General features: G+C 68.0%; 20 protein-coding genes. 14 read left to right on the top strand and 6 right to left on the bottom strand.

From position 1 onward, the window contains the following. Nucleotides 1-33: 33 nt before the first annotated feature. Nucleotides 34-2,124 (bottom strand): transketolase, encoded by a 2,091-nt coding sequence (tkt, locus tag ACXMYJ_RS04405; protein ID WP_460354269.1) that lies wholly within the window; start codon nucleotides 2,122-2,124, stop codon nucleotides 34-36. Between the two features lie 245 nt (nucleotides 2,125-2,369). Between tkt and ACXMYJ_RS04400 the strand changes: the two genes are divergently transcribed. Together ACXMYJ_RS04400 and ACXMYJ_RS04395 are read left to right on the top strand one after the other, a co-directional pair. Further along, on the top strand, nucleotides 2,370-3,263 hold the full coding sequence (locus ACXMYJ_RS04400; RefSeq protein WP_260758091.1) for a heme o synthase: 894 nt from the start codon (nucleotides 2,370-2,372) through the stop codon (nucleotides 3,261-3,263). A 2-nt stretch (nucleotides 3,264-3,265) separates the two neighbouring features. Next, entirely contained in the window at nucleotides 3,266-4,225 is a 960-nt protein-coding gene (locus ACXMYJ_RS04395) for a DUF1214 domain-containing protein (RefSeq protein WP_460354267.1), read from the top strand. On the opposite strand, the gene ACXMYJ_RS04390 is transcribed toward ACXMYJ_RS04395, so the two are convergent. Beyond that, entirely contained in the window at nucleotides 4,222-5,196 is a 975-nt protein-coding gene (locus ACXMYJ_RS04390; protein WP_443186563.1) for a quinone oxidoreductase family protein, read from the bottom strand. The two genes, ACXMYJ_RS04395 and ACXMYJ_RS04390, sit on opposite strands and share 4 nt — an antisense overlap. A 21-nt stretch (nucleotides 5,197-5,217) precedes the next feature. On the opposite strand from ACXMYJ_RS04390, the gene ACXMYJ_RS04385 reads away from it, so the two are divergent. Beyond that, the gene (locus ACXMYJ_RS04385; RefSeq protein WP_443186564.1) at nucleotides 5,218-6,156 is read left to right on the top strand and encodes an ATP-grasp domain-containing protein; all 939 of its coding nucleotides are present in this window, start codon (nucleotides 5,218-5,220) and stop codon (nucleotides 6,154-6,156) included. On the opposite strand, the gene ACXMYJ_RS04380 is transcribed toward ACXMYJ_RS04385, so the two are convergent. From ACXMYJ_RS04380 to mptB, 4 genes are all read right to left on the bottom strand, one after another. Next, entirely contained in the window at nucleotides 6,106-7,035 is a 930-nt protein-coding gene (locus ACXMYJ_RS04380; RefSeq protein WP_260758092.1) for a COX15/CtaA family protein, read from the bottom strand. The two genes, ACXMYJ_RS04385 and ACXMYJ_RS04380, sit on opposite strands and share 51 nt — an antisense overlap. Before the next feature lie 100 nt (nucleotides 7,036-7,135). Beyond that, a complete protein-coding gene (locus ACXMYJ_RS04375) occupies nucleotides 7,136-7,915 on the bottom strand; it encodes an ABC transporter permease (RefSeq protein WP_260752178.1) in 780 nt (259 codons plus the stop codon). Next, entirely contained in the window at nucleotides 7,912-8,844 is a 933-nt protein-coding gene (locus tag ACXMYJ_RS04370; protein WP_443186565.1) for an ABC transporter ATP-binding protein, read from the bottom strand. The genes ACXMYJ_RS04375 and ACXMYJ_RS04370 overlap by 4 nt, the downstream gene beginning before the upstream one ends. Further along, nucleotides 8,841-10,529 carry a polyprenol phosphomannose-dependent alpha 1,6 mannosyltransferase MptB gene (gene mptB / locus ACXMYJ_RS04365; RefSeq protein ID WP_260752180.1) on the bottom strand — a complete coding sequence of 563 codons (1,689 nt, stop codon included), beginning with the start codon at nucleotides 10,527-10,529 and terminating at the stop codon, nucleotides 8,841-8,843. Before mptB ends, ACXMYJ_RS04370 begins: the two co-directional genes overlap by 4 nt. A gap of 47 nt (nucleotides 10,530-10,576) precedes the next feature. Between mptB and ACXMYJ_RS04360 the strand changes: the two genes are divergently transcribed. The 11 genes from ACXMYJ_RS04360 to ACXMYJ_RS04310 all read left to right on the top strand — a co-directional run bounded on the left by ACXMYJ_RS04360 (nucleotide 10,577) and on the right by ACXMYJ_RS04310 (nucleotide 20,869). Next, on the top strand, nucleotides 10,577-11,359 hold the full coding sequence (locus ACXMYJ_RS04360; protein WP_460354263.1) for a helix-turn-helix transcriptional regulator: 783 nt from the start codon (nucleotides 10,577-10,579) through the stop codon (nucleotides 11,357-11,359). A 91-nt stretch (nucleotides 11,360-11,450) separates the two neighbouring features. Then, nucleotides 11,451-12,899: a Fe-S cluster assembly protein SufB gene (sufB, locus tag ACXMYJ_RS04355; RefSeq protein ID WP_260752184.1), complete on the top strand. Its 1,449-nt coding sequence runs from the start codon at nucleotides 11,451-11,453 to the stop codon at nucleotides 12,897-12,899. A 2-nt stretch (nucleotides 12,900-12,901) separates the two neighbouring features. Further along, the gene (sufD, locus tag ACXMYJ_RS04350) at nucleotides 12,902-14,086 is read left to right on the top strand and encodes a Fe-S cluster assembly protein SufD (protein ID WP_260752185.1); all 1,185 of its coding nucleotides are present in this window, start codon (nucleotides 12,902-12,904) and stop codon (nucleotides 14,084-14,086) included. A gap of 2 nt (nucleotides 14,087-14,088) precedes the next feature. After that, nucleotides 14,089-14,859, top strand: coding sequence for a Fe-S cluster assembly ATPase SufC (gene sufC / locus ACXMYJ_RS04345; protein ID WP_260752186.1), 771 nt, complete (start codon nucleotides 14,089-14,091; stop codon nucleotides 14,857-14,859). 1 nt (nucleotide 14,860) lies between these two features. Continuing rightward, complete coding sequence (locus ACXMYJ_RS04340; protein ID WP_460354259.1) at nucleotides 14,861-16,141, top strand: cysteine desulfurase; 1,281 nt, start codon at nucleotides 14,861-14,863, stop codon at nucleotides 16,139-16,141. Between the two features lie 11 nt (nucleotides 16,142-16,152). After that, on the top strand, nucleotides 16,153-16,617 hold the full coding sequence (gene sufU, locus ACXMYJ_RS04335; RefSeq protein ID WP_460354256.1) for a Fe-S cluster assembly sulfur transfer protein SufU: 465 nt from the start codon (nucleotides 16,153-16,155) through the stop codon (nucleotides 16,615-16,617). Then, a complete protein-coding gene (locus ACXMYJ_RS04330) occupies nucleotides 16,614-16,958 on the top strand; it encodes a metal-sulfur cluster assembly factor (protein ID WP_460354253.1) in 345 nt (114 codons plus the stop codon). The genes sufU and ACXMYJ_RS04330 overlap by 4 nt, the downstream gene beginning before the upstream one ends. A 35-nt stretch (nucleotides 16,959-16,993) precedes the next feature. After that, nucleotides 16,994-17,551, top strand: coding sequence for a hypothetical protein (locus tag ACXMYJ_RS04325; RefSeq protein WP_443186567.1), 558 nt, complete (start codon nucleotides 16,994-16,996; stop codon nucleotides 17,549-17,551). A 598-nt stretch (nucleotides 17,552-18,149) separates the two neighbouring features. Then, a complete protein-coding gene (locus tag ACXMYJ_RS04320; RefSeq protein ID WP_460354251.1) occupies nucleotides 18,150-19,604 on the top strand; it encodes a glycoside hydrolase family 16 protein in 1,455 nt (484 codons plus the stop codon). 55 nt (nucleotides 19,605-19,659) lie between these two features. Further along, complete coding sequence (trxA, locus tag ACXMYJ_RS04315; RefSeq protein WP_460354248.1) at nucleotides 19,660-20,022, top strand: thioredoxin; 363 nt, start codon at nucleotides 19,660-19,662, stop codon at nucleotides 20,020-20,022. A 16-nt stretch (nucleotides 20,023-20,038) separates the two neighbouring features. Further along, the gene (locus ACXMYJ_RS04310; RefSeq protein ID WP_460354245.1) at nucleotides 20,039-20,869 is read left to right on the top strand and encodes an enoyl-CoA hydratase; all 831 of its coding nucleotides are present in this window, start codon (nucleotides 20,039-20,041) and stop codon (nucleotides 20,867-20,869) included. Nucleotides 20,870-20,922: the final 53 nt, after the last annotated feature.

Here is a 20,922-nt window from a genome sequence, read left to right as displayed (position 1 = left end):
GGTGCGGTCGGTTCGGCTTGACCGCGGTTGCGGTCAATTGGCTATGGTGCGTTCCGCTGCTGCCACCACCGCTTCGGGAGTGAAACCGAACTCGCGGAACAACGTCTTGTCGTCGGCGGATTCGCCGTAGTGCTCGATGGAGATGATCTCGCCGGTGTCGCCGACGAGCTTGTACCAACTCTGCGCCACCGCCGCCTCGATGGCCACCCGTGCCGAGACGTTCGGCGGAAGCACGCGGTCGCGGTACTCCTTGGGCTGGCTCTCGAACCACTCGACACACGGCATCGAGACCACGGCGGCGGTGGTGCCCTTGTCCTTGAGCAGCTTCTGGGCCTCGACGGCGATCTGCAGCTCCGACCCCGTGGCGATCAGGATGACGTCGGCGCTCGTGGCGTCCCCGCCACCGAGCACATAGCCGCCGCGTGCCACCCCGTCGGCGTCGGTGCCCTCCAGCACCGGGATGCCCTGCCGGGTCAGGATGAAACCGACCGGGCCGCTGCCGTTGCCGCGGGCGACGATGCTGCGCCAGGCGTAGGCCGTCTCGTTCGGGTCGCCGGGCCGCACCACCGACAGGTTCGGGATCGCGCGCAGCGCCGCGAGATGCTCGATGGGCTGGTGAGTGGGTCCGTCCTCACCGAGACCGACGGAGTCATGGGTCCAGATATAGATGGTGTCGATGTCCATCAGCGAGGCCAGCCGCACCGCCGGACGCATGTAATCGGAGAACTGCAGGAACGTGCCGCCGAAGGCGCGGGTGGGCCCGTGCAGCACGATGCCGGACAGGATCGCGCCCATGGCGTGCTCACGCACACCGAAGTGCAGCACCCGGCCGTACCAGTCGGCGGTGAAGTCGGCGGTGGAGATCGACGGCGGGCCGAAGGACTTGGCGCCCTTGATGGTGGTGTTGTTGCTGCCCGCCAGATCCGCCGAGCCGCCCCACAGTTCGGGCAGCTTCGGGGCGACGGCGTTGAGCACCTGCCCGAACGCCGCCCGGGTGGCCACCGGCTTGGAACCCGGCTCCCAATAGGTCAGATCGGCGTCCCAGCCCTCGGGCAGTTCCTGTGCGGTCAGCCGGTCGAGCAGCGCCTTGCGCTGCGGCTCGCGCTGCGCCCACGCGTCGAACTCGCGCTGCCACGCCTCGTGCGCCTGTTTGCCGCGGCCCACCAGTTCACGGGTGTGGGTGATGACGTCCTCGCCGACCTCGAACGTCTTGTCCGGATCGAAACCCAGGATCTTCTTGACCTCGGCCACCTCGTCGTCTCCGAGTGCTGACCCGTGGACCCCGCCGGTGTTCATCTTGTTCGGCGCCGGATAACCGATGATGGTCCGGATCGAGATGAACGACGGCTTGTCGGTGACCTTCTTGGCCTCGGCGATCGCCTGCTCGATACCGACGACATTCTCGCCGCCCTCGATCTCCTGGACGTGCCACCCGTAGGCCCGGTACCGGGCCGCGACGTCCTCGGACAGCGCGATGTTGGTGTCGTGCTCGATCGAGATGTGGTTCTTGTCGTAGAACACGATCAGGTTGCCCAGCTGCTGGGTGCCGGCCAGCGAGGACGCCTCACTGGTGACGCCCTCTTCGATGTCGCCGTCGGAGGCGATCACGTAGATGTAGTGGTCGAAGGGACTGGTGCCGGGCGCGGCGTTGGGGTCGAACAGGCCGCGCTCGTAGCGGGCGGCCATCGCCATGCCGACCGCCGAGGCCAGCCCCTGCCCGAGCGGGCCGGTGGTGATCTCCACCCCGGGGGTGTGGCGGAACTCCGGGTGGCCGGGCGTCTTGGACTTGAACGTCCGCAGCGCCTCGATGTCGGAGAGCTCCAGACCGAACCCGCCCAGGTAGAGCTGGATGTAGAGCGTCAGGCTGGAGTGCCCGCAGGACAGGATGAACCTGTCGCGGCCGATCCAGTGCACGTCGCTCGGGTCATGGCGCATCTGCCGCTGGAACAGCGTGTAGGCCAACGGGGCCAGGCTCATCGCGGTGCCCGGGTGGCCGTTGCCGACCTTCTGCACCGCATCGGCGGCCAGCACCCGGACGGTGTCCACCGCCCGCGAATCCAGATCCGTCCAGTCGTCCGGATGGTTGGGCCGGGTCAGGGAAGTGATCTCTTCGATCGTGGTCACGACGCGTGCTCTCCTTGGCTTGGCGGGGGTGTCGACCGCATCAACCACCCTAGTGCGGAACGGACGATCGATCTCATCCCCGGTGCCTGTGAAAATGGACCCTGCAATTTCGGGCTCCGGCCCGGGCGGTCTACCATCCTCTGTAGTAGATGGTCGCTGTGGCATCGGCCCGATGTTGTCCCTGAGGAGTTGGTTGCGTGAGGATTCGCGAAGGCCACCTCGTCGGTGACGTCGCCGGGGGACCGATCCGATTCCGTGACCGCGTGCTCGGCTACATCGGGCTGACCAAGCCGCGGGTGATCGAGCTGCTGCTGGTCACCACCATCCCGGCGATGCTGCTGGCACACCGCGGCACCGTGGACCCGCTGTTGATCTTCAACACGCTCGTCGGCGGTCTGCTGGCCGCGGCGGGTGCCAACACGCTGAACTGCGTCGCCGACGCCGACATCGACAAGAAGATGAAGCGCACCGAGCGCCGGGCGCTGGCGCGGGCGACCGTGCCGCGCAGCCACGCGCTGATCTTCGGACTGGCGTTGTCGGTCACCTCGTTCTTCTGGCTGTGGTGGACCACCAACATGCTGTCGGCGCATCTGGCCGGCGCCACCATCGCGTTCTACGTGCTCGTCTACACACTGCTGCTCAAGCGCCGCACATCGCAGAACGTGGTGTGGGGCGGAGCCGCGGGCTGCATGCCCGTGATGATCGGCTGGTCCGCGGTCACCGGGACGATCCAGTGGCCCGCGCTGGTCATGTTCCTGATCATCTTCTTCTGGACACCGCCGCACACCTGGGCGCTGGCAATGCGCTACAAGGAGGACTACGAGGCGGCCGGTGTGCCGATGCTGCCGGTGGTGGCGACCGAGCAGAAGGTCACCAAGCACATCCTGATCTACACCTGGCTGACTGTCGCGGCCACGCTCGGACTGGCGCTGGCCACCGGCTGGCTGTACGCGGCCGTGGCGATCGTCGCCGGCACCTGGTTCCTGGCAATGGCACACCAGCTCTATGCGGGCGTGCGCCGCGGTGAACCGGTGAAACCGCTGAGGCTGTTCCTGCAGTCGAACAACTATCTGGCGGTCGTGTTCTGCGCTCTGGCCGTCGACTCGGCGCTCGCACTGCCGACCCTGTTCAGCCTCTGACCGTGACCGTGCACGTCTCGCCGGACAATTTCATCCGCGCCGAGACCGACCTGTACTTCGGCAACGTCATCGGCGACGGCGCACTGGGACGCTTCACGCACTTCCGGGACTTCGGGCCGCTGGACAACCAGCTCGTCGTGCGCCAGAACCGGGACACGCTGTATTCAGTCGGCGTGTTTGATCTGGACGCCGGAGCCGTCACCGTCACGCTGCCCGACGCTGGTGCCCGGTTCCGGTCCCTGCAGGTGATCAACCAGGACCACTACGTTCCCACGGTGATCTACACCTCGGGCAGTCACCGCTTCGACCGGGCCGGCATCGGGACCCGGTACGTGATGCTCGCGTTGCGCACGCTCGTCGACCCCGGCGATCCGGCCGATCTCGCCGCCGTGCACGCGCTGCAGGACGGCATCATCGTCGATCAGGCGAGGACCGGCAGCTTCGAAGTGCCGAACTGGGACCCGGTGAGCCAGAAGGCGGTACGTGAGGCATTGGTCGCCCTGTTCGCCACGCTGCCGGACACGCGGGGCATGTTCGGCGCCCAAGATGAGGTGGACCCGGTGCGCCGCTTGATCGGCGCCGCCGCCGCGTGGGGCGGCAACCCGGAGCGTGACGCGCTGTACCTGACGGTCAACCCGGACGCCAACGACGGCAAGACTGTGCACCGGCTCACCGTCGACGACGTCCCGGTGGACGGGTTCTGGTCGATCACGGTCTACAACGCCGAGGGCTACTTCACCCCGAACCCGGCCGGCGCGTACTCGGTGAACAACGTCACCGCCGTCACAGACGCCGACGGTGCCGTGACGATCCAATTCGGGGGATCGGGTGAATCCGGCGCCGAAGGCGCGATCAATCACCTGCCCGTCACGGCGGGCTGGAACTACCTGGTGCGGTTGTACCGGCCGCGACCGGAGATCCTCGACGGGTCGTGGATCTTCCCGGCCGCCGAGCCCGTCTAGGGAATCAGAACTACCGAACCGACTGTTTTGCGGCCCTGCAGGTCGCGGTGGGCCTGCTCGGCCTCCCGCAGCTCATACCGGTGGCTGACGGTGACCTCCAAAGTGCCGTCGGCGATGGCGGTGAGCAGTTCGCCTGCGCGCCAGGAGAATTCGTCTGGTGTCCGGGTGTAGTGCGCGAGGTTCGGCCGGGTCAGGAACACCGATCCGGCCGCATTGAGCCGTTGCGGGTCGACCGGGGGAACGGGCCCACTGGCCGCACCGAACAGGGCCAGTGTGCCGCGCACCGCCAGGCTGGCCAGGCTGGCCTCGAACGTCGACGCGCCGACCCCGTCGTACACCGCGGCCACCCCGTCGCCGTCGGTGAGTTCGCGGATCCGCGCGCCGAACGCCTGCGGATCGTCGGGGTAATCGAGGACCTCGACCGCTCCGGCGCGCCGGGACAGCTCGGCCTTCTTCGGGGTCGACACCGTCGTGATCACCGACGCCGCCAGGCTGGTCGCCCACTGCGTCAGGATCAGCCCGACCCCGCCCGCGCCGGCGTGCATCAGCAGCGCGTCGCCTTGCGCCACCTCGTAGGTCGACTTGATCAGGTAGTGCGCGGTCATGCCTTTGAGCAGGGCAGAGGCGGCCACTTCAGGTGCCACGCCATCGGGCACGTAGGCCACGAAATCGGCCGGCGCCAGCGTGTACTCGGCGTACGCGCCGAGCGATTTGTCGGTCACCACACGGTCGCCGACGTTCAGGGCGGCCACGCCCTCACCGACGGCCTCGATGATGCCGCACACCTCGTTGCCGACGACGAACGGCACCTCCCGGGGGTAGAGACCCGACCGGAAGTAGGTGTCGATGAAGTTGACGCCGATCGCCTCGGCCCTGATCAGCACCTGCCCCGGCCCAGGGGTGGGCTGCGGCCGCTCGACGAAGGACAGGACTTCGGGTCCGCCGATCTCGGCGACTTCGATGGCGTGCATGCTGTCTATCATCCACTCGTCATGAAACTCGTCCGCCCCGACGTCTTCCACCCGCGCATCGTGTTCGCCGGCTGCGCGGCGCTGCCCGAGGGTGACGGCGACGACGCCGGCCTCGTCGCCGCGTTGAGGGCCCGGGGGCTGCACGCCCGGTGGGCATCCTGGGACGATCCGGCCACCGCGAACGCCGACCTGGTGATCCTGCGGGCCACCTGGGACTACACCGACCGGCTCGACGATTTCCTCGCCTGGACTCGGCGGGTCGCGCATCTGCTGAACCCGCCGGAAGTGGTGGCCTGGAACGCCGACAAGCGCTATCTGGCCGACCTGGCCGCGGCCGGGGTGCCGACGGTGCCCAGCGCGTTCTTCGCACCGGGGGAGCCGGTGACCATCCCAGCCGGTGAGGTGGTGGTCAAGCCGTCGGTGGGCGCCGGATCGGTGGGTGCGCTGCGCTTCACCGACGCCGCCCGGGCCCGCGCCCACGCCGTGTCCCTGCACGCGGCCGGGCGTACCGCGCTGGTGCAGCCGTATGACCGGCGGATCAGCGCCGGCGAGACCGCCCTGGTGTTCCTGGGCGGCGAGCAGTCCCATGCGTTCACCAAGGCGCCGATGCTGCCCGCGCCGGGGCAGTCGCCGGTCTTCGACGAGTCAGGCACCTACGCCGAGGAGACGCTGTGCCCCGCCGATCCGGATTTCGAGCTGTGGGACCTCGGCCGCGCCGCGTTGGCCGCGGCCGCGGCTCGGGTCGGGTTGACGGCGTCGGAGCTGCTGTATGCGCGGGTCGACCTCATCGGCGGTGGCGACGATCCGCGGTTGCTCGAGCTCGAGTTGGTGGAACCGTCCCTGGGCTGGCGCCAGCTGCACGGGGCGGACCGCAAGCGCCAGGAACGCCGGTTCGCGCTGGCCGTGGAGTCAGCGCTGGAGCGCCTCGGGCTCGGTCCGCTCTCGCATCGACGCCCATAGCGCCGCAGTGGCGGCGGTGCACGCCGCAGCACCCGCGACGTGCAGGGCGACCAGAGCCTCGGGCACCCCGGTGAAGAACTGGATCGCCCCCAGCGTCCCCTGCGCGGCCACCAGGACCACCACGACACCGAGACGTTTCATGACCTCCCGCGACGCGCGCACGGCGAGCAGACCGAAACCCAGGCCCACCAGCAGCGACAGATAGGCGACCAAGAGCGAGGAGTGCATGTGCACCAGCGTGGTGATCTCCACCTGCAGCCGCGGCACCGGCCGCTCCAGGCTTTTGTCCCCGGCGTGCGGGCCGGCGCCGGTGACCATCGTTCCGGTGACCAGCACCGCGGCCAGCGTCAGGCCGGACAGCGCGGTCAGCTGCCGCAACGGCTTCGGCGCCCGTGTGACCACCACGCCGTCGTCCGGTTCCCCGATCTTGACGTACAGAAGCACCGCCAGCCAGACCATCGCCATCGACACCAGGAGGTGGATCGCGACCGTCCACCACAGCAGGCCGGTGAGCACGGTGATGCCCCCGATGATCGCCTGCGCCACCGTCGAGGCGGGCATCAGCCAGGCGTAGATCAATACTTCGCGGCGGCGCCGGGCGCGCATGACGGCCAGCACGGCCGCCGCGGCGGTGAACACCACCAAAAACGTCAACAGCCGGTTGCCGAATTCGACCGCCTGGTGGATACCGGCGACCTCGGCGTGCGGGACCGGGGTGAAGCTGCCCGGGAAGCACTGCGGCCAGGTCGGACACCCGAGGCCCGACGCGGTGACCCGCACGATGGCCCCGGTCACGGCGATGCCGCCCTGGGTCAGGATCACGGCGGCGGCGATAAGGCGCTGAACCCGAAGGCTGGGTTCGGGCAGCAGGTCGACCAGCCGCAGGAAGAGTCGTCCGACGGGCACGCTCCGATGGTAGAGCGTCGTTAACTACACCTCGTAGTAGGGGCGGGTCGTGTGACGCGCGTGGCTGAACGGCTCAGGTGAAGCGGAACCAGCGCAACGCGCAGAGCGCCCCGACGGCACCCCACACCGCGAGTACGGCCAAGCCGAACCAGTCCATCGATGACGTCATCGCCTGGGACAGCGCCTCGGTCAGCGCGCCGGACGGCGTCAGGCGTGCCACCCACTGCACCGCCGACGGCACCATCCCGCCTTCCAGGGTGAGCGCGCCCAGTCCGGCGAAGACGAACCACAGCAGGTTCGCCACGGCGAGCACGATCTCGGCGCGCAGGGTGCCGCCGAGCAGCAGGCCCAGCGCAGCGAACACCGCGGTCCCCAGCGCGATGATCATCGCGCCGAGCGCCAGACCGGCCAGCGGCGGACGCCATCCCAGGGCGAAGCCGATGGCGCCGAACAGGATCGCCTGCAGGAACACCACCGCGACCACCGCCAGCGACTTGCCGGCGATGATGCCCCACACCGGCAGCGCGGTCGCGCCGAGCCGCTTGAGCGCGCCGTAGCGCCGGTCGAACGCGACCGCGATCGCCTGCCCGGTGAACGCCGTGGAGATCACCGCGAGCGCCATGATGGCCGGGACGAACGTGTCGGCCCGGTTCGCCCCGAAGTCACCCAGCGGCAGCAGCGTCATCCCGACCAGCAGCGTGATCGGGATGAACATGGTCAGCAACAGCTGTTCGCCGTTGCGCAGCAGCAGGCGCAACTCCAGCCCGAACTGCGCGGCCAGCATCTTCGGGATCGGTGCTGGACGCGGATCGGGGGTGAACGTGCCCGGGGCGAAACGGTTTCCCGTCGTCATTTGCGCAACTCCCGCCCCGTCAGATCGAGGAAGACGTCTTCCAGGCTGCGTTGTTCGACCCGCATGTCGGTGGCCAGCACGTCCAGCCGCGCGCACCACGCGGTCACGGTGGCCAGCACCTGCGGGTCGATGTGTCCCTCGACGAGGTACTCGCCCGGCGCGGTCTCGGAGGCTCGGTAGTTCTCGGGCAGCGCGGCGATCAACAGCGAGAGGTCGAGCATGCGGGGCGCGCGGAAGCGCAGCTGGTTCTCGGCTCCGCTGCGCATGAGCTCGGCGGGAGTACCGGTGGCGACCGCCGCGCCATGGTCGATGATCAGGATCCGGTCGGCCAGTTCCTCGGCCTCGGCAAGCTGGTGGGTGGTCAACACCACCGTGACGCCGTCGCGGCGCAGCGCGTCGATCAGCTCCCACACCACCAGCCGGGCGTGGGCGTCCATGCCGGCGGTGGGCTCGTCGAGGAAGACCAGTTCGGGACGGCCGACGACCGCGCAGGCGAGCGCGAGCCGCTGCTGTTGTCCCCCGGAGAGCCGCCGGTAGGTCGTGCGGGCCGAATCGGTGAGTCCCAGCGTGTCCAGTAGCCACTGCGGGTCGAGCGGGTCGGCGGCGTAGGACGCGACGAGGTCGAGCATCTCGCCCGCGCGGGCCGCCGGATAGGCGCCGCCGCCCTGCAGCATCACGCCGGTACGGGCGCGCACCTCGGCGTTGTCGGCGACCGGGTCCAGGCCCAGGATCCTGATCGAGCCGGCGTCGGGCCTGATGAAGCCCTCGCACATCTCCACCGTCGTGGTCTTGCCGGCGCCGTTGGGCCCGAGCAGGGCGAAGACCTCGGCGGCCCGCACGTCGAGGTCGAGCGAGGCGACGGCCGTCGTTGCTCCATATCGCTTGCTGACCCCGCGCAACTGCACCGGGGGGGAAGGTACGGAGGTCACGGGGTCTCAGCGTAGGCGTCGGGTTTGGCGCGCGGTGGCGGCGGTGGCGGTGATGCCTCGCCGTCCGCGCCGTCGGAGCGGACGCGCCAGGGCAACCTCCGATAGGTCAGCGCCACCAGGATCAGCAGGATCACCGTGCTTGCCACGGTCGCCAGCGCAATCTGAAACAGTGCGAACCGGTCGCCGTTGGCGGTGGGCCCGAAAATCCCGACCACCAGCGTGACGGCGATGGCCGCGGCGCGGAACCGTGGGCGGGTGGCCCAGGCGGCCAGCGGGATGATCGCCCACAGCACGTACCAGGGCTGCACCACCGGGAACAGCAGCAGTGTGGCTCCGAGCGCGACGCCGAGTCCGCCGACGGGGTGCAGCCGACCGCGCAACACCGCCAACAGCAGCCACAACACGATGACCGCGATCAGTGTCACGCCGATCGCGCGCGTCAGTGCCAGCACCGCGGTGGTGTGGTCGCCGAGCCCGAGCAGGATGCCGACCTGGCCTGTGCCCAGCGCCAGCAGGGTCGGTGGAGACATCCAACTGCGCACCACGTTGGCGGTGCCGAGCGTGAACAGCCAGCCGAAGCCCAGCCCGCTGGCCCAGCCGATGAGCGCCATCACCGCCAGGCTGACCGTCCCGAGCGAGGCGCTCGCGATCAGGAAGGCCTTGACGGTGCCGCCCCAGCGGTGGGCCAGTGCCATCGCCACGAAGCCGAGCGCGAGCAGCGACGGCAGCTTCACCTGCGACGACAGCGTGATCAGCACGGCGCCGGTGACGAGCATCGCCAGCGGATACCAGCGGGCCCACTGCTCCTTTCCGCGCGGCCACGTCAGCGGGCGGGGCAGCAACGGGGTGGCCGCGTCCACGCCGCGTAGCGCGAACTCGGTGCCCGCCAGCATCAGGCCCAGCATCAGCGCCTCGTTGTGGATGCCCGCCACCAGATGCATGATCAGCAGCGGGTTGGCCGGACCCAGCCAGAGCGCGCTGACCTCGGCGACGCCGCAGCGCCGGGCCAGGCGCGGGGTGGCCCACACGATCATGCCCACACCGAGTAGCACGACCAGCCGGTGGAAGAGCACCGCCTCGACGATGTTCTCCCCGGTCAGGCGCGAGATGCCACGGCCGATCCACAGGAACAGCGGCCCGTACGGCGCCGGGGTCTCCCGCCACATGCTCGGCACCGACAGGGTGAAGACGTGACCGAGGCCCAGTCCGGGAGCGGGACCGACCTTGTACGGGTCGTTGCCCTGCAGCGAGATCTCACTCTGGGCGAGATAGGAGTAGACGTCCTTGCTGTACATCGGCGGCGCGATCAGCAGCGGCAGTACCCACAGCAGCAGTGTCCGGTCGAGCTGGCTGCGCGTCATCTTGCGGGGGCCCAGCGCGAACCGGCCCAGCATCAGCCACGCCAGCGCCATCATCACCGCGCCCGTGGTCGTCATCGTCAACGACACCGTCTGGATACGCGACGGCAAGTTGAGCAGCCGGACCCCGAAGGTGGGGTCCTGCACCACCGGCCGGGCGCCGGCGCCCAGCGCGCCGATGGCCATCAGCACCGTGCCGGTGGCGCCGAAGATGCGGGTGCGGTGCATCGCGGCCACCTCGGCGGCGGTCAGCGGGCTGCCGACCGTCCGCTCGTCACCGTGCCAGCGGGCGATCGACGAGCTGAGGGAGTGCTCGCGGGCTGCCACGATGGCAGCGTAGCGGGCGGTTATTCCCCCAAAGCGCGACGACGTGTGTGAGAATTCCGACCCGGCTGCTAAGGGTGCCCTTGCTAGACCCGCCCCTTGAATTGCGTCACACTGGTGTTGTGAAAATCCGTCCGCACAGCTCGGAGGCGCCGGCATCGGCGCCTTCTTTTGCTGCCGACGGTCACACCCGGGGCGCCATCATCAGGCTGCTGCTCGAGTCCGGTCCGATCACCGCCGGCCGCATCGGTGAGCGGCTGGGCCTGTCGGCGGCCGGTGTGCGCAGACATCTCGACGCACTCATAGAGGCGGGGGAAGCGCAGGCCCAGGCTGCGGCGGCCTGGCAGCATGCGGGCCGGGGCCGGCCCGCCAAGCGCTATCAGCTCACCGCGGCCGGTAAGGCGAAGTTGGAGCACTCCTACGACGATCTCGCTTCGGCGGCCATGAGGCAGCTCCGGGAGATCGGCGGTGACGACGCGGTACGGACCTTCGCCCGCCGCCGCATCGACGCCATCCTCGCCGACGTGGACCCGGTGGGCGATGCGGCGTCCGACGGGGAGGTGGAGGCCGTGGCGGACAGGATCGCCGAAGCCCTCAGCGGGGCCGGATATGCGACCACCACCGCCAAGGTCGGCGGCCCGGTGCGCGGAGTGCAGATCTGTCAGCATCACTGCCCGGTGTCGCACGTCGCCGAGCAGTTCCCCGAGCTGTGCGAGGCCGAACAACAGGCGATGGCCGAGGTGCTGGGCACCCACGTGCAGCGGCTCGCGACCATCGTCAACGGCGACTGTGCCTGTACCACCCACGTGCCGCTGGTGCCGGCCGAACGCTGAGACAACGAACGCTTAAGACAACGGACAACAGGAAATCTTCGGCACACAGCCCGCGCCGAAGCCATCACACGAGCAAAAGGAGTGTGTCGCAATGACACTCACACCGGAGGCGTCAGTCTCTAAGCCGGAGGCCTTGACCCAGGAGGAGGCCATCGCCTCGCTGGGTAAGTACGGCTACGGCTGGGCTGACTCTGACGTCGCGGGCGCCAGCGCACAGCGCGGGCTGTCCGAAGCGGTGGTCCGCGACATCTCGGCGAAGAAGAGCGAGCCCGAGTGGATGCTCGACATCCGCTTGAAGGCCCTGCGCACCTTCGGCAAGAAGCCGATGCCGAGCTGGGGTTCCAACCTCGAGGGCATCGACTTCGACAACATCAAGTACTTCGTGCGCTCCAGCGAGAAGCAGGCCGCCACGTGGGACGACCTGCCGGCCGACATCAAGAACACCTACGACAAGCTGGGCATCCCGGAAGCCGAAAAGCAGCGCCTGGTCTCCGGTGTCGCCGCCCAGTACGAGTCTGAGGTCGTCTACCACTCGATCCGCGAGGACCTCGAGGCCCAGGGCGTGATCTTCCTGGACACCGATACCGCTCTCAAAGAGCACCCGGAGCTGTTCAGGGAGTACTTCGGCACGGTGATCCCGGCCGGGGACAACAAGTTCTCCGCGCTGAACACCGCCGTGTGGTCGGGCGGGTCGTTCATCTACGTCCCGCCCGGGGTGCACGTCGACATCCCGTTGCAGGCCTACTTCCGCATCAACACCGAGAACATGGGTCAGTTCGAGCGGACGTTGATCATCGTCGACGAGAACGCCTACGTGCACTACGTCGAGGGTTGTACGGCGCCGATCTACAAGAGCGACTCGCTGCACAGCGCCGTCGTCGAGATCATCGTCAAGCCCGGCGGGCGCTGCCGCTACACGACCATTCAGAACTGGTCGAACAACGTCTACAACCTGGTCACCAAGCGCGCCCGCGCCGAGGCCGGCGCCACCATGGAGTGGGTTGACGGGAATATCGGCTCCAAGGTCACCATGAAATACCCGGCGGTGTGGATGACCGGTGAGCACGCCAAGGGCGAGGTGCTCTCGGTCGCGTTCGCCGGTGAGGGCCAGCACCAGGACACCGGCGCCAAGATGCTGCATCTGGCGCCCAACACGTCGAGCAACATCGTGTCCAAGTCGGTGGCCCGCGGTGGCGGCCGCGCCTCCTACCGCGGCCTCGTGCAGGTCAACAAGGGGGCGCACGGATCACGCTCCTCGGTGAAATGCGATGCGCTGCTGGTTGACACCGTCAGCCGCTCCGACACCTATCCGTACGTCGACATCCGCGAGGACGACGTGACGATGGGACACGAGGCCACGGTGTCCAAGGTCAGCGAGGACCAGATGTTCTATCTGATGAGCCGCGGTCTGACCGAGGACGAGGCCATGGCGATGGTGGTGCGCGGCTTCGTCGAGCCGATCGCCAAGGAACTCCCGATGGAGTACGCACTCGAGCTCAACCGGCTGATCGAGCTGCAGATGGAAGGCGCGGTCGGCTAGATATGGGCAATCTGACTCAGGCAGTCGAGGGTTCGGCCCTCGCTGCCGTCAACAAGGGCGAGCTGTTCTCGTCGTTCGACGTCAACGCGTTCGAGGTGCCCGGCGGGCGCGACGAGATCTGGCGGTTCACACCTCTGAAGCGGCTGCGCGGCCTGCACGACGGCTCCGCGACCCCGACCGGGTCGGCCGGGATCGCGGTCTCCGAACGTCCCGGCGTGACGGTGCAGACCGTCGCGCGCGGCGACGAGCGTCTCGGACAGGCCGGCGTGCCGTCTGATCGTGTTGCCGCCCAGGCATTCTCGTCGTTCGATACGGCGACCATCGTGACCGTCGCACGCGACACCGAGATCGCCGAACCGATCGAGATCGGCATCACCGGACCCGGTGAGGGCAAGGTCGCCTACGGGCACCTGCAGATCCGTGTCGAAGAGCTCTCCCGCGCGATCGTCGTCGTCGACCTGAGGGGAAGCGGTACCTACGCCGACAACGTCGAGATCATCGTCGGAGACTCCGCCGGCCTGGGCATCATCTGGATCGCCGACTGGGCTGACGACACCGTGCATGTCAGCGCGCACCACGCCCGGCTGGGCAAGGACGCGGTGCTGGGACACGTCAACGTGACTCTCGGCGGCGACGTCGTCCGGACCACAGCGAACGTGCGGTATGACGCCCCCGGTGGGGATGCCAAGATGCTCGGCACGTATTTCGCCGACGACGGACAGCACTTCGAGGCCCGGCTGCTCGTCGACCACTCGCAGCCCAACTGCAAGTCCGACGTGCTGTACAAGGGCGCGCTGCAAGGCGATCCGGACTCGAAGAAGCCGGACGCGCACACCGTCTGGGTGGGTGACGTGCTCATCAGGGCCGAGGCCACCGGCACCGACACCTTCGAGGTGAACCGCAACCTGGTCCTCACCGACGGTGCCCGCGCGGACTCGGTACCGAACCTGGAGATCGAGACCGGCGAGATCGTCGGCGCCGGGCACGCCAGTGCCACCGGGCGTTTCGACGACGAGCAACTGTTCTACCTGCGGGCGCGCGGCATTCCCGAGGACCAGGCCCGCCGCCTGGTGGTGCGCGGCTTCTTCAACGAGATCATCGCGAAGATCGCCGTCCCCGCCGTGCGTGAGCGCCTGACCGAAGCAATCGAACGAGAACTAGCAATCACGGAATCGAGAACCTCGTAGCCATGACCACACTGGAAATCAAGGACCTGCACGCATCGGTCTTCACGCCGGAAGGCGAAGAAGTGCCGATCCTCAAAGGGGTCAACCTGACCGTGAAGTCAGGCGAGACGCATGCCGTGATGGGCCCGAACGGCTCGGGCAAGTCCACGCTGTCCTACGCGATCGCCGGCCACCCCAAGTACACCGTCACTTCCGGGTCCATCACCCTCGACGGCGAGGACGTGTTGGAGATGAGCATCGACGAGCGTGCTCGAGCGGGCCTCTTCCTGGCGATGCAGTACCCGGTCGAGGTACCCGGCGTGTCGATGTCGAACTTCCTGCGCACGGCAGCCACCGCGGTGCGCGGCGAGGCACCGAAGCTGCGGCACTGGGTCAAAGAGGTCAAGGGCGCGATGGGCGACCTCGACATCGACCCCTCCTTCGGGGAACGCAGTGTCAACGAAGGCTTTTCGGGTGGTGAGAAGAAGCGCCACGAGATCCTGCAGCTCGGCCTGCTCAAGCCCAAGATCGCGATCCTCGACGAGACCGACTCAGGTCTGGACGTCGACGCGCTGCGCGTGGTCAGCGAGGGCGTGAACCGCTACAAGGAGGCCGAGAACGGCGGCGTGCTGCTGATCACGCACTACACCCGGATCCTGCGCTACATCCAGCCGCAATTCGTGCACGTGTTCGTCGGCGGCCGCATCATCGAGTCGGGTGGGCCGGAATTGGCCGACGAGCTCGAAGAGAACGGTTACGAGCGCTTCACCCAGGCTGCTGCCGCAGGGGCCTGACATGACGGCCGCCAAGACCCTGGACATCGCCGCGATCCGTGCCGATTTCCCGATCCTGAGCCGGGTCATGCGCGGCGGAAACCAGCTGGCGTACCTCGATTCCGGGGCGACGTCGCAGAAGCCGCTCGCCGTGCTCGACGCCGAGCGTGGGTTCCTGCTCACCTCCAACGGCGCGGTGCACCGCGGCGCGCACCAGCTGATGGAGGAGTCCACCGACGCCTACGAGCAGGGCCGCGAGGACATCGCCGCATTCGTCGGCGCGGACTCCGACGAGCTGGTGTTCACCAAGAACGCGACCGAGGCGATCAACCTGGTGGCGTATGCGCTGGGGGACAGACGGTTCGAGCGTGCCGTCGGACCCGGCGACGTCATCGTCACCACCGAGCTCGAGCACCACGCCAACCTGGTGCCGTGGCAGGAACTGGCCCGGCGCACCGGCGCGACCCTGCGCTGGTACGGCGTCACCGACGACGGCCGCATCGATCTCGACTCTCTGGCACTCGACGATCGGGTGAAGGTTGTTGCGTTCAGCCATCATTCGAACGTCACCGGGGCCGTTGCCCCGGTGGCGGAACTTGTCGCGCGCGCCAAGGCGGTCGGTGCGCTGGTACTGCTGGACGCCTGCCAGTCGGTGCCGCACCAACCCGTCGACTTCCATGCCCTCGGCGTGGACTTCGCGGCGTTCTCGGGGCACAAGATGCTGGGTCCCACCGGTATCGGCGTGCTCTATGGCCGGCGCGACCTGCTCGATGCGATGCCGCCGCTTCTGACCGGCGGCTCGATGATCGAGACGGTCACCATGGAGGCGACCACCTACGCGCCCGCACCGCAGCGGTTCGAGGCCGGAACGCCGATGACCTCGCAGGTGGTCGGACTGGCCGCGGCTGCACGGTATCTGGATGCCCTCGGCATGCCCGTCGTGGAAGAGCACGAGCGGGATCTGGTGGCTCGGGCCCTGGCCGGACTGTCGGCAATCGACGGTGTCCGGATCATCGGGCCGGCCACGATGGACGGTCGCGGGTCACCGGTGTCGTTCGTGGTGGACGGTGTGCACGCCCACGACGTCGGGCAGGTGCTCGACGACGACGGTGTGGCGGTCCGCGTCGGCCACCACTGCGCGTGGCCGCTGCACCGCCGGTTCGGCATCGCCGCCACCGCGCGCGCGTCCTTCGCGGTGTACAACACCGAGGACGAGGTGGATCGGCTCGTCGCGGGTGTCCGCCGGGCGGTGGAGTTCTTCGATCCGGCGGGCCGGAGCGACGCGGCCCGGGGATTGCGTTGAGGATCTGAGACGTGCGCCTCGAGCAGATCTACCAGGAAGTGATCCTGGATCACTACAAGCACCCGCACCATCGCGGTCTGCGTGAGCCGTTCGACGCCGAGGTGCATCACGTGAACCCCACGTGTGGGGACGAGGTGACGCTGCGGGTGGCGCTCTCCGAGGACGGCGAGACCGTCAACGACATCTCCTACGACGGCCAGGGCTGTTCGATCAGTCAGGCGTCGACGTCGGTGCTCACCGATCAGGTGATCGGGCAGACGGTCGGGGATGCGCTCAAGACGGTGGCCGCGTTCTCGGAGATGGTGTCGTCGCGGGGCAAAATAGAGGGCGATGAGGACGTGCTCGGCGACGGTGTCGCCTTCGCCGGGGTGGCCAAGTACCCGGCACGGGTGAAATGCGCGCTGCTGGGCTGGACGGCTTTCAAGGCCGCGCTGGCGCAGGCCCACGGCCCCGAGAATTCTGAGGAGAATTCATGAGTGAAACCACAGCGGGCGACGAGTTGCTCGCCGAAGTCGAAGAGGCCATGCGCGACGTCGTCGACCCCGAACTCGGGATCAACGTCGTCGATCTGGGCCTGGTCTACGGGATCAACCTGGAGGCCGGCGATTCCGGCCCCGTCGCGCTGATCGACATGACGCTGACCTCGGCGGCATGCCCGTTGACCGACGTGATCGAAGACCAGTCCCGCACCGCGCTGGTGGGCGCCGGCCTGGTCGACGAGATCCGGATCAACTGGGTGTGGAACCCGCCGTGGGGTCCGGACAAGATCACCGAGGACGGTCGCGAGCAGCTGAGGGCGCTCGGCTTCACCGTCTAGGTCCGCCTGCCGGCGCAGTCGCGCACAATCGGGGCGTGATCGTCTTTCCGGCGTTCGTGTGGCGAGGTGGCTTTGTCCGCCGTGCACTGATCGCCGGCGGAGTCCTCGGAGTCGGCGTCGGCGTCCTTGCCGGGCTCGACTCGGGTTCGGTCGTCGTCGGGCTCATCGTCTTCACGGTCGTCGGTACGGTGTACGGCATCTGGACGGCCCGCCGGATGGCCCGGTACTGGCCCCGGTCAGCGCGCATCAGCGCGCAAGAGCGGGTGATGGTGGTCGGCGCTGTCCGCCGTGGCGCGCGGATGGTGGATGGGCGCCTGGCCGATGCCGCCGCCGAATACCGCGATGGCCTGCACGCGGCCGCCCGCGCCGCCCGGCCGCTGCGATGGGTGATTCGCCTCGTCCTCGTGGTCGCCGTGGGCACCGCATTGTGGGACGCGGCCTACGGATCGTGGGGCAGTGCCGTGGCCTCCGTGCTGTATCTGGTGGCGTTGGCGGTCGAGACGCTCTGGTGGCCCCGCCGTCGGTTTGTCCTGCTGTGCAACGCCGATCGGGCGACTTGCTCCTCACGTGACGGCAATTGCCGGAGTTCTTGACGCGGCGTGTCTGCACGCGCGAAACGCTCCCTTTTCCTGCGTCTTTCGTGTTCACCGCACGGAGCGCCCGAAAACTCTGGCAAACTTGAGCGGTTGCGCTGTAATTGCAGCTAATGACTGCACCGTTCGGCTGAAGTGACTTTTTAACGCGATTGCACTTTCCGGCCGAAAAGCCTTTTCGTTCGAAAACGAGCGCGTCCGTTGAGGTTTCGCTAACGTTTGCTCCGCACACCGCTGTGATCGGGAGGGGAGCAGAGACGAGGGTGTCTTTTCAGCTCAAGGCTCTACGTTCATGAATGGCAGTCACACTCCGCTAATCGATTGCATTCGCTCCTTTCGGACGCAAATCGATCGGGAATTCGTAATTTCTTCATTTCCTGTTTCCTGTGACGAGAATGGATGTCCGGTGATGAGTCAGCGTCGTGGTAATGGTGTGCGCAGATGCGGTCGCAAACATTGGCTGGCCGGGGGCGTGATGGTTGCCGGGCTTGGCGCCGCCATGATGACCGGCGCGGCAGGCGCATCGGCGAGCGCCGACGCAGAAAGCTCAGCGGGCAGCTCGGTGTCGACGGAGACTACCGACGGTCCGAAGGCAGGCGTGGCTACCGCCGACAAGGACACCGCGACGACGGACGGCGCTGCCGACCACGACGCCGACGACAGGGGCGTCGACCACGACACCGATGACGAGGCCGTCGATCAGGACGATGGCGCGGCGGCTGACGACGTGGACGGCGAAGCGGTCAACGGCACCGATGACGTCTTCGACAACGAGGACACCGGTACCGACGACGGCACCGGCGGTGACCACATCGGCACCGACGCCGGTGATGACCACCAGACTTCCGGAGACGGGGGAGCCCTCGACGAGAACCCTGTCGATGACTCGTCACACGCAGCGGACGGCGCGGTCGTTGTCGGCGCAGAGCGCGATGCGGACCGTGCGCCGAAGCCGGATCCCGCGCTTGTCGAACGGAACCGCGACGGTGGAGCCCCACAGGCCGAGATCGCGAAGACCGTCCAACCGGTCACCGAGGCAGTCACCCTGCGTACCGCAGCAGCGGCCGTCGAGGTCGATCCGGTGCTCGTCGCGGCCGCCACCAGCACCAAGGTGACGTGGGGATCGATGATCGTCGACTGGATGTATTCCATCGGCATCCGCAGCAAGAAGATGGGCACCGACTGGCTCGACATCCCGGTGTCGAAGGCCACCGCAGCCCGATGGCTGGTTCGGCGGTCGGTGATCTACCGCAACGTCGTGATCCCGCAGCCTGGCAATCCGGCGAACCCGAAACTGCTGTGGGAGACCAATTTCTCCAGCATGGACGAGGCGCTGCGCTACTGGGGGCTGCAGACCGGGCGGTGGGGACAGTCGGCGGGGGAGAACCAGTACTACACCGACGGCGACAACGTCTACATCGACGCTGCGGGCAACCTCGTCATCGAGGCCCATCGCGAAGCCGCCCCGGACCGGCTGGGCGCGCCGAACAACTACACGTCTGCACGTGTGGTGACCATGGGGAAGCAGTCCATCGGCGTCGGGACCCGGGTCGTCGCACGCATCCAGATGCCGGGCACCTTGGGCGTGCTGCCGGCGTTCTGGTCGGTCGGGCTGGAACCGGGCCACGAATACGACTGGCCGCGCCAGGGCGAGATCGACATCGTCGAGATCCCCGGCATGGGTACCCCGGATTCGCGCACCACGTGGACCGGCAACATCCACGGCCCGGCGAAGACCGACAACAACCTCGACGTGAAGTTGCACGGCGTCGACGCCGAACTCGGGGTCGACCTGTCACAGGGCTTCCACGACTACGGCATGGACTGGCATCCCGACCGCATCGTCTGGCACGTCGACGGTGTCGAGGTGGGCCGGATCACCAAGATTCAGTACGAGGCGCTAGGCGGGGACTGGACCCCGTTCTCCGGCGCATGGGAGCACTACCTGATCCTCAACGTCGCGGTCGGGAACCCGTGGACCGGGGATCCGGACCCGAACGCACCGTTTCACGCGCAGATGAAGGTGGACTGGGTGAAGGCATACGCTCTTTAGCAGCACGCCGCACCGTCGAAGGAACACACCAGCCGACAGGAACGTTGAGGTACACGTGGCTACCAAGGACATCACCGCACAACAGTTCAACGACACCATCAACGACAACGAGATCGTCCTGGTGGACTTCTGGGCCTCGTGGTGCGGGCCGTGTAAGGCATTCGCGCCCACGTTCGCTGCGTCGTCGGAGAAGCACCCCGACGTCGTCTACGTCAAGGTCGACACCGAGGCCGAGCAGCAGCTCGCCGCCGCGGCCGACATCCGCTCGATCCCGACGCTGATGGCGTTCAAGAAGGGCAAGTTGGTGTTCAACCAGGCAGGCGCGCTGCCGCCCGCCGCCCTGGAGGACCTCGTCCAGCAGATCAAGGACTTCGACGTCGACGCCGCGATCGCCGCCCAGGACAACGGTCAGAGCTGATCCGCCCCGCGTTAGGGTGCATGCCGTGACCGATGGTGACGGCTTCGTCCTGGTGGAACACCCGCGGCCCGGGGTCGCACTGGTGACGCTGAACCGCCCCGAGCGGATGAACTCGATGGCGTTCGACGTGATGGTGCCGCTCAAGGCGGCGCTGGACGAGATCACCTACGACAACGACGTCCGCGTCGTGGTCCTCACCGGCGCAGGCGCCGGGTTCTCCTCCGGTGCCGATCACAAGTCAGCCGGCTCCGTGCCGCCTGTGGAGGGTCTGACCCGGCCCGCCTTCGGCTTGCGGTCGATGGAGGTGCTCGACGAGGTGATCCTGGCGCTGCGACGGCTGCACCAGCCGGTCATCGCGGCCGTCAACGGCGCCGCGATCGGAGGCGGCCTGTGCCTGGCGCTGGCCGCCGACATCCGGGTGGCGTCCACCGATGCGTACTTCCGGGCCGCCGGCATCAACAACGGCCTGACGGCCAGCGAGTTGGGCTTGAGCTACCTGCTGCCGCGGGCGATCGGATCCTCTCGAGCGTTCGAGATCATGCTGACCGGTCGTGACGTCGACGCCGAGGAGGCCGAGCGCATAGGACTGGTCTCGCGCCGGGTTCCGGCGCAGGAACTGCTGCCGACCTGCTACGACCTCGCCGCACGCATCGCGGCGTACTCGCGTCCCGGTACCGAGCTGACCAAGCGCACGCTGTGGAGCGGGCTGGACGCCGGATCGCTGGAGTCACACATGCAGACCGAAGGCCTGGGGCAGCTCTACGTCCGGCTGCTGACCACCAACTTCGAGGAGGCGGTGGCAGCCCGCAAGGAGAAGCGGCCGCCGCGCTTCACCGACGACAAGTGAGCGATTGGCCATCGATTGGCCTCAGCCCGGCACCAGCAACTAGCCTTTCAGAA

The organism is Mycobacterium sp. ZZG, from assembly GCF_054786995.1.
This window is presented reverse-complemented; position numbering and strand designations above follow the sequence as displayed.

Coding starts and splice junctions, on each gene's coding strand:
- ACXMYJ_RS04390 (WP_443186563.1), bottom strand. CDS start 5,196: ATGCACGCCATCGAAGTCGCCGAGATCGGCGGACCCGAAGTCCTGTCC.
- ACXMYJ_RS04385 (WP_443186564.1), top strand. CDS start 5,218: ATGAAACTCGTCCGCCCCGACGTCTTCCACCCGCGCATCGTGTTCGCC.
- ACXMYJ_RS04375 (WP_260752178.1), bottom strand. CDS start 7,915: ATGACGACGGGAAACCGTTTCGCCCCGGGCACGTTCACCCCCGATCCG.
- sufB (WP_260752184.1), top strand. CDS start 11,451: ATGACACTCACACCGGAGGCGTCAGTCTCTAAGCCGGAGGCCTTGACC.
- sufD (WP_260752185.1), top strand. CDS start 12,902: ATGGGCAATCTGACTCAGGCAGTCGAGGGTTCGGCCCTCGCTGCCGTC.
- sufC (WP_260752186.1), top strand. CDS start 14,089: ATGACCACACTGGAAATCAAGGACCTGCACGCATCGGTCTTCACGCCG.
- ACXMYJ_RS04340 (WP_460354259.1), top strand. CDS start 14,861: ATGACGGCCGCCAAGACCCTGGACATCGCCGCGATCCGTGCCGATTTC.
- ACXMYJ_RS04330 (WP_460354253.1), top strand. CDS start 16,614: ATGAGTGAAACCACAGCGGGCGACGAGTTGCTCGCCGAAGTCGAAGAG.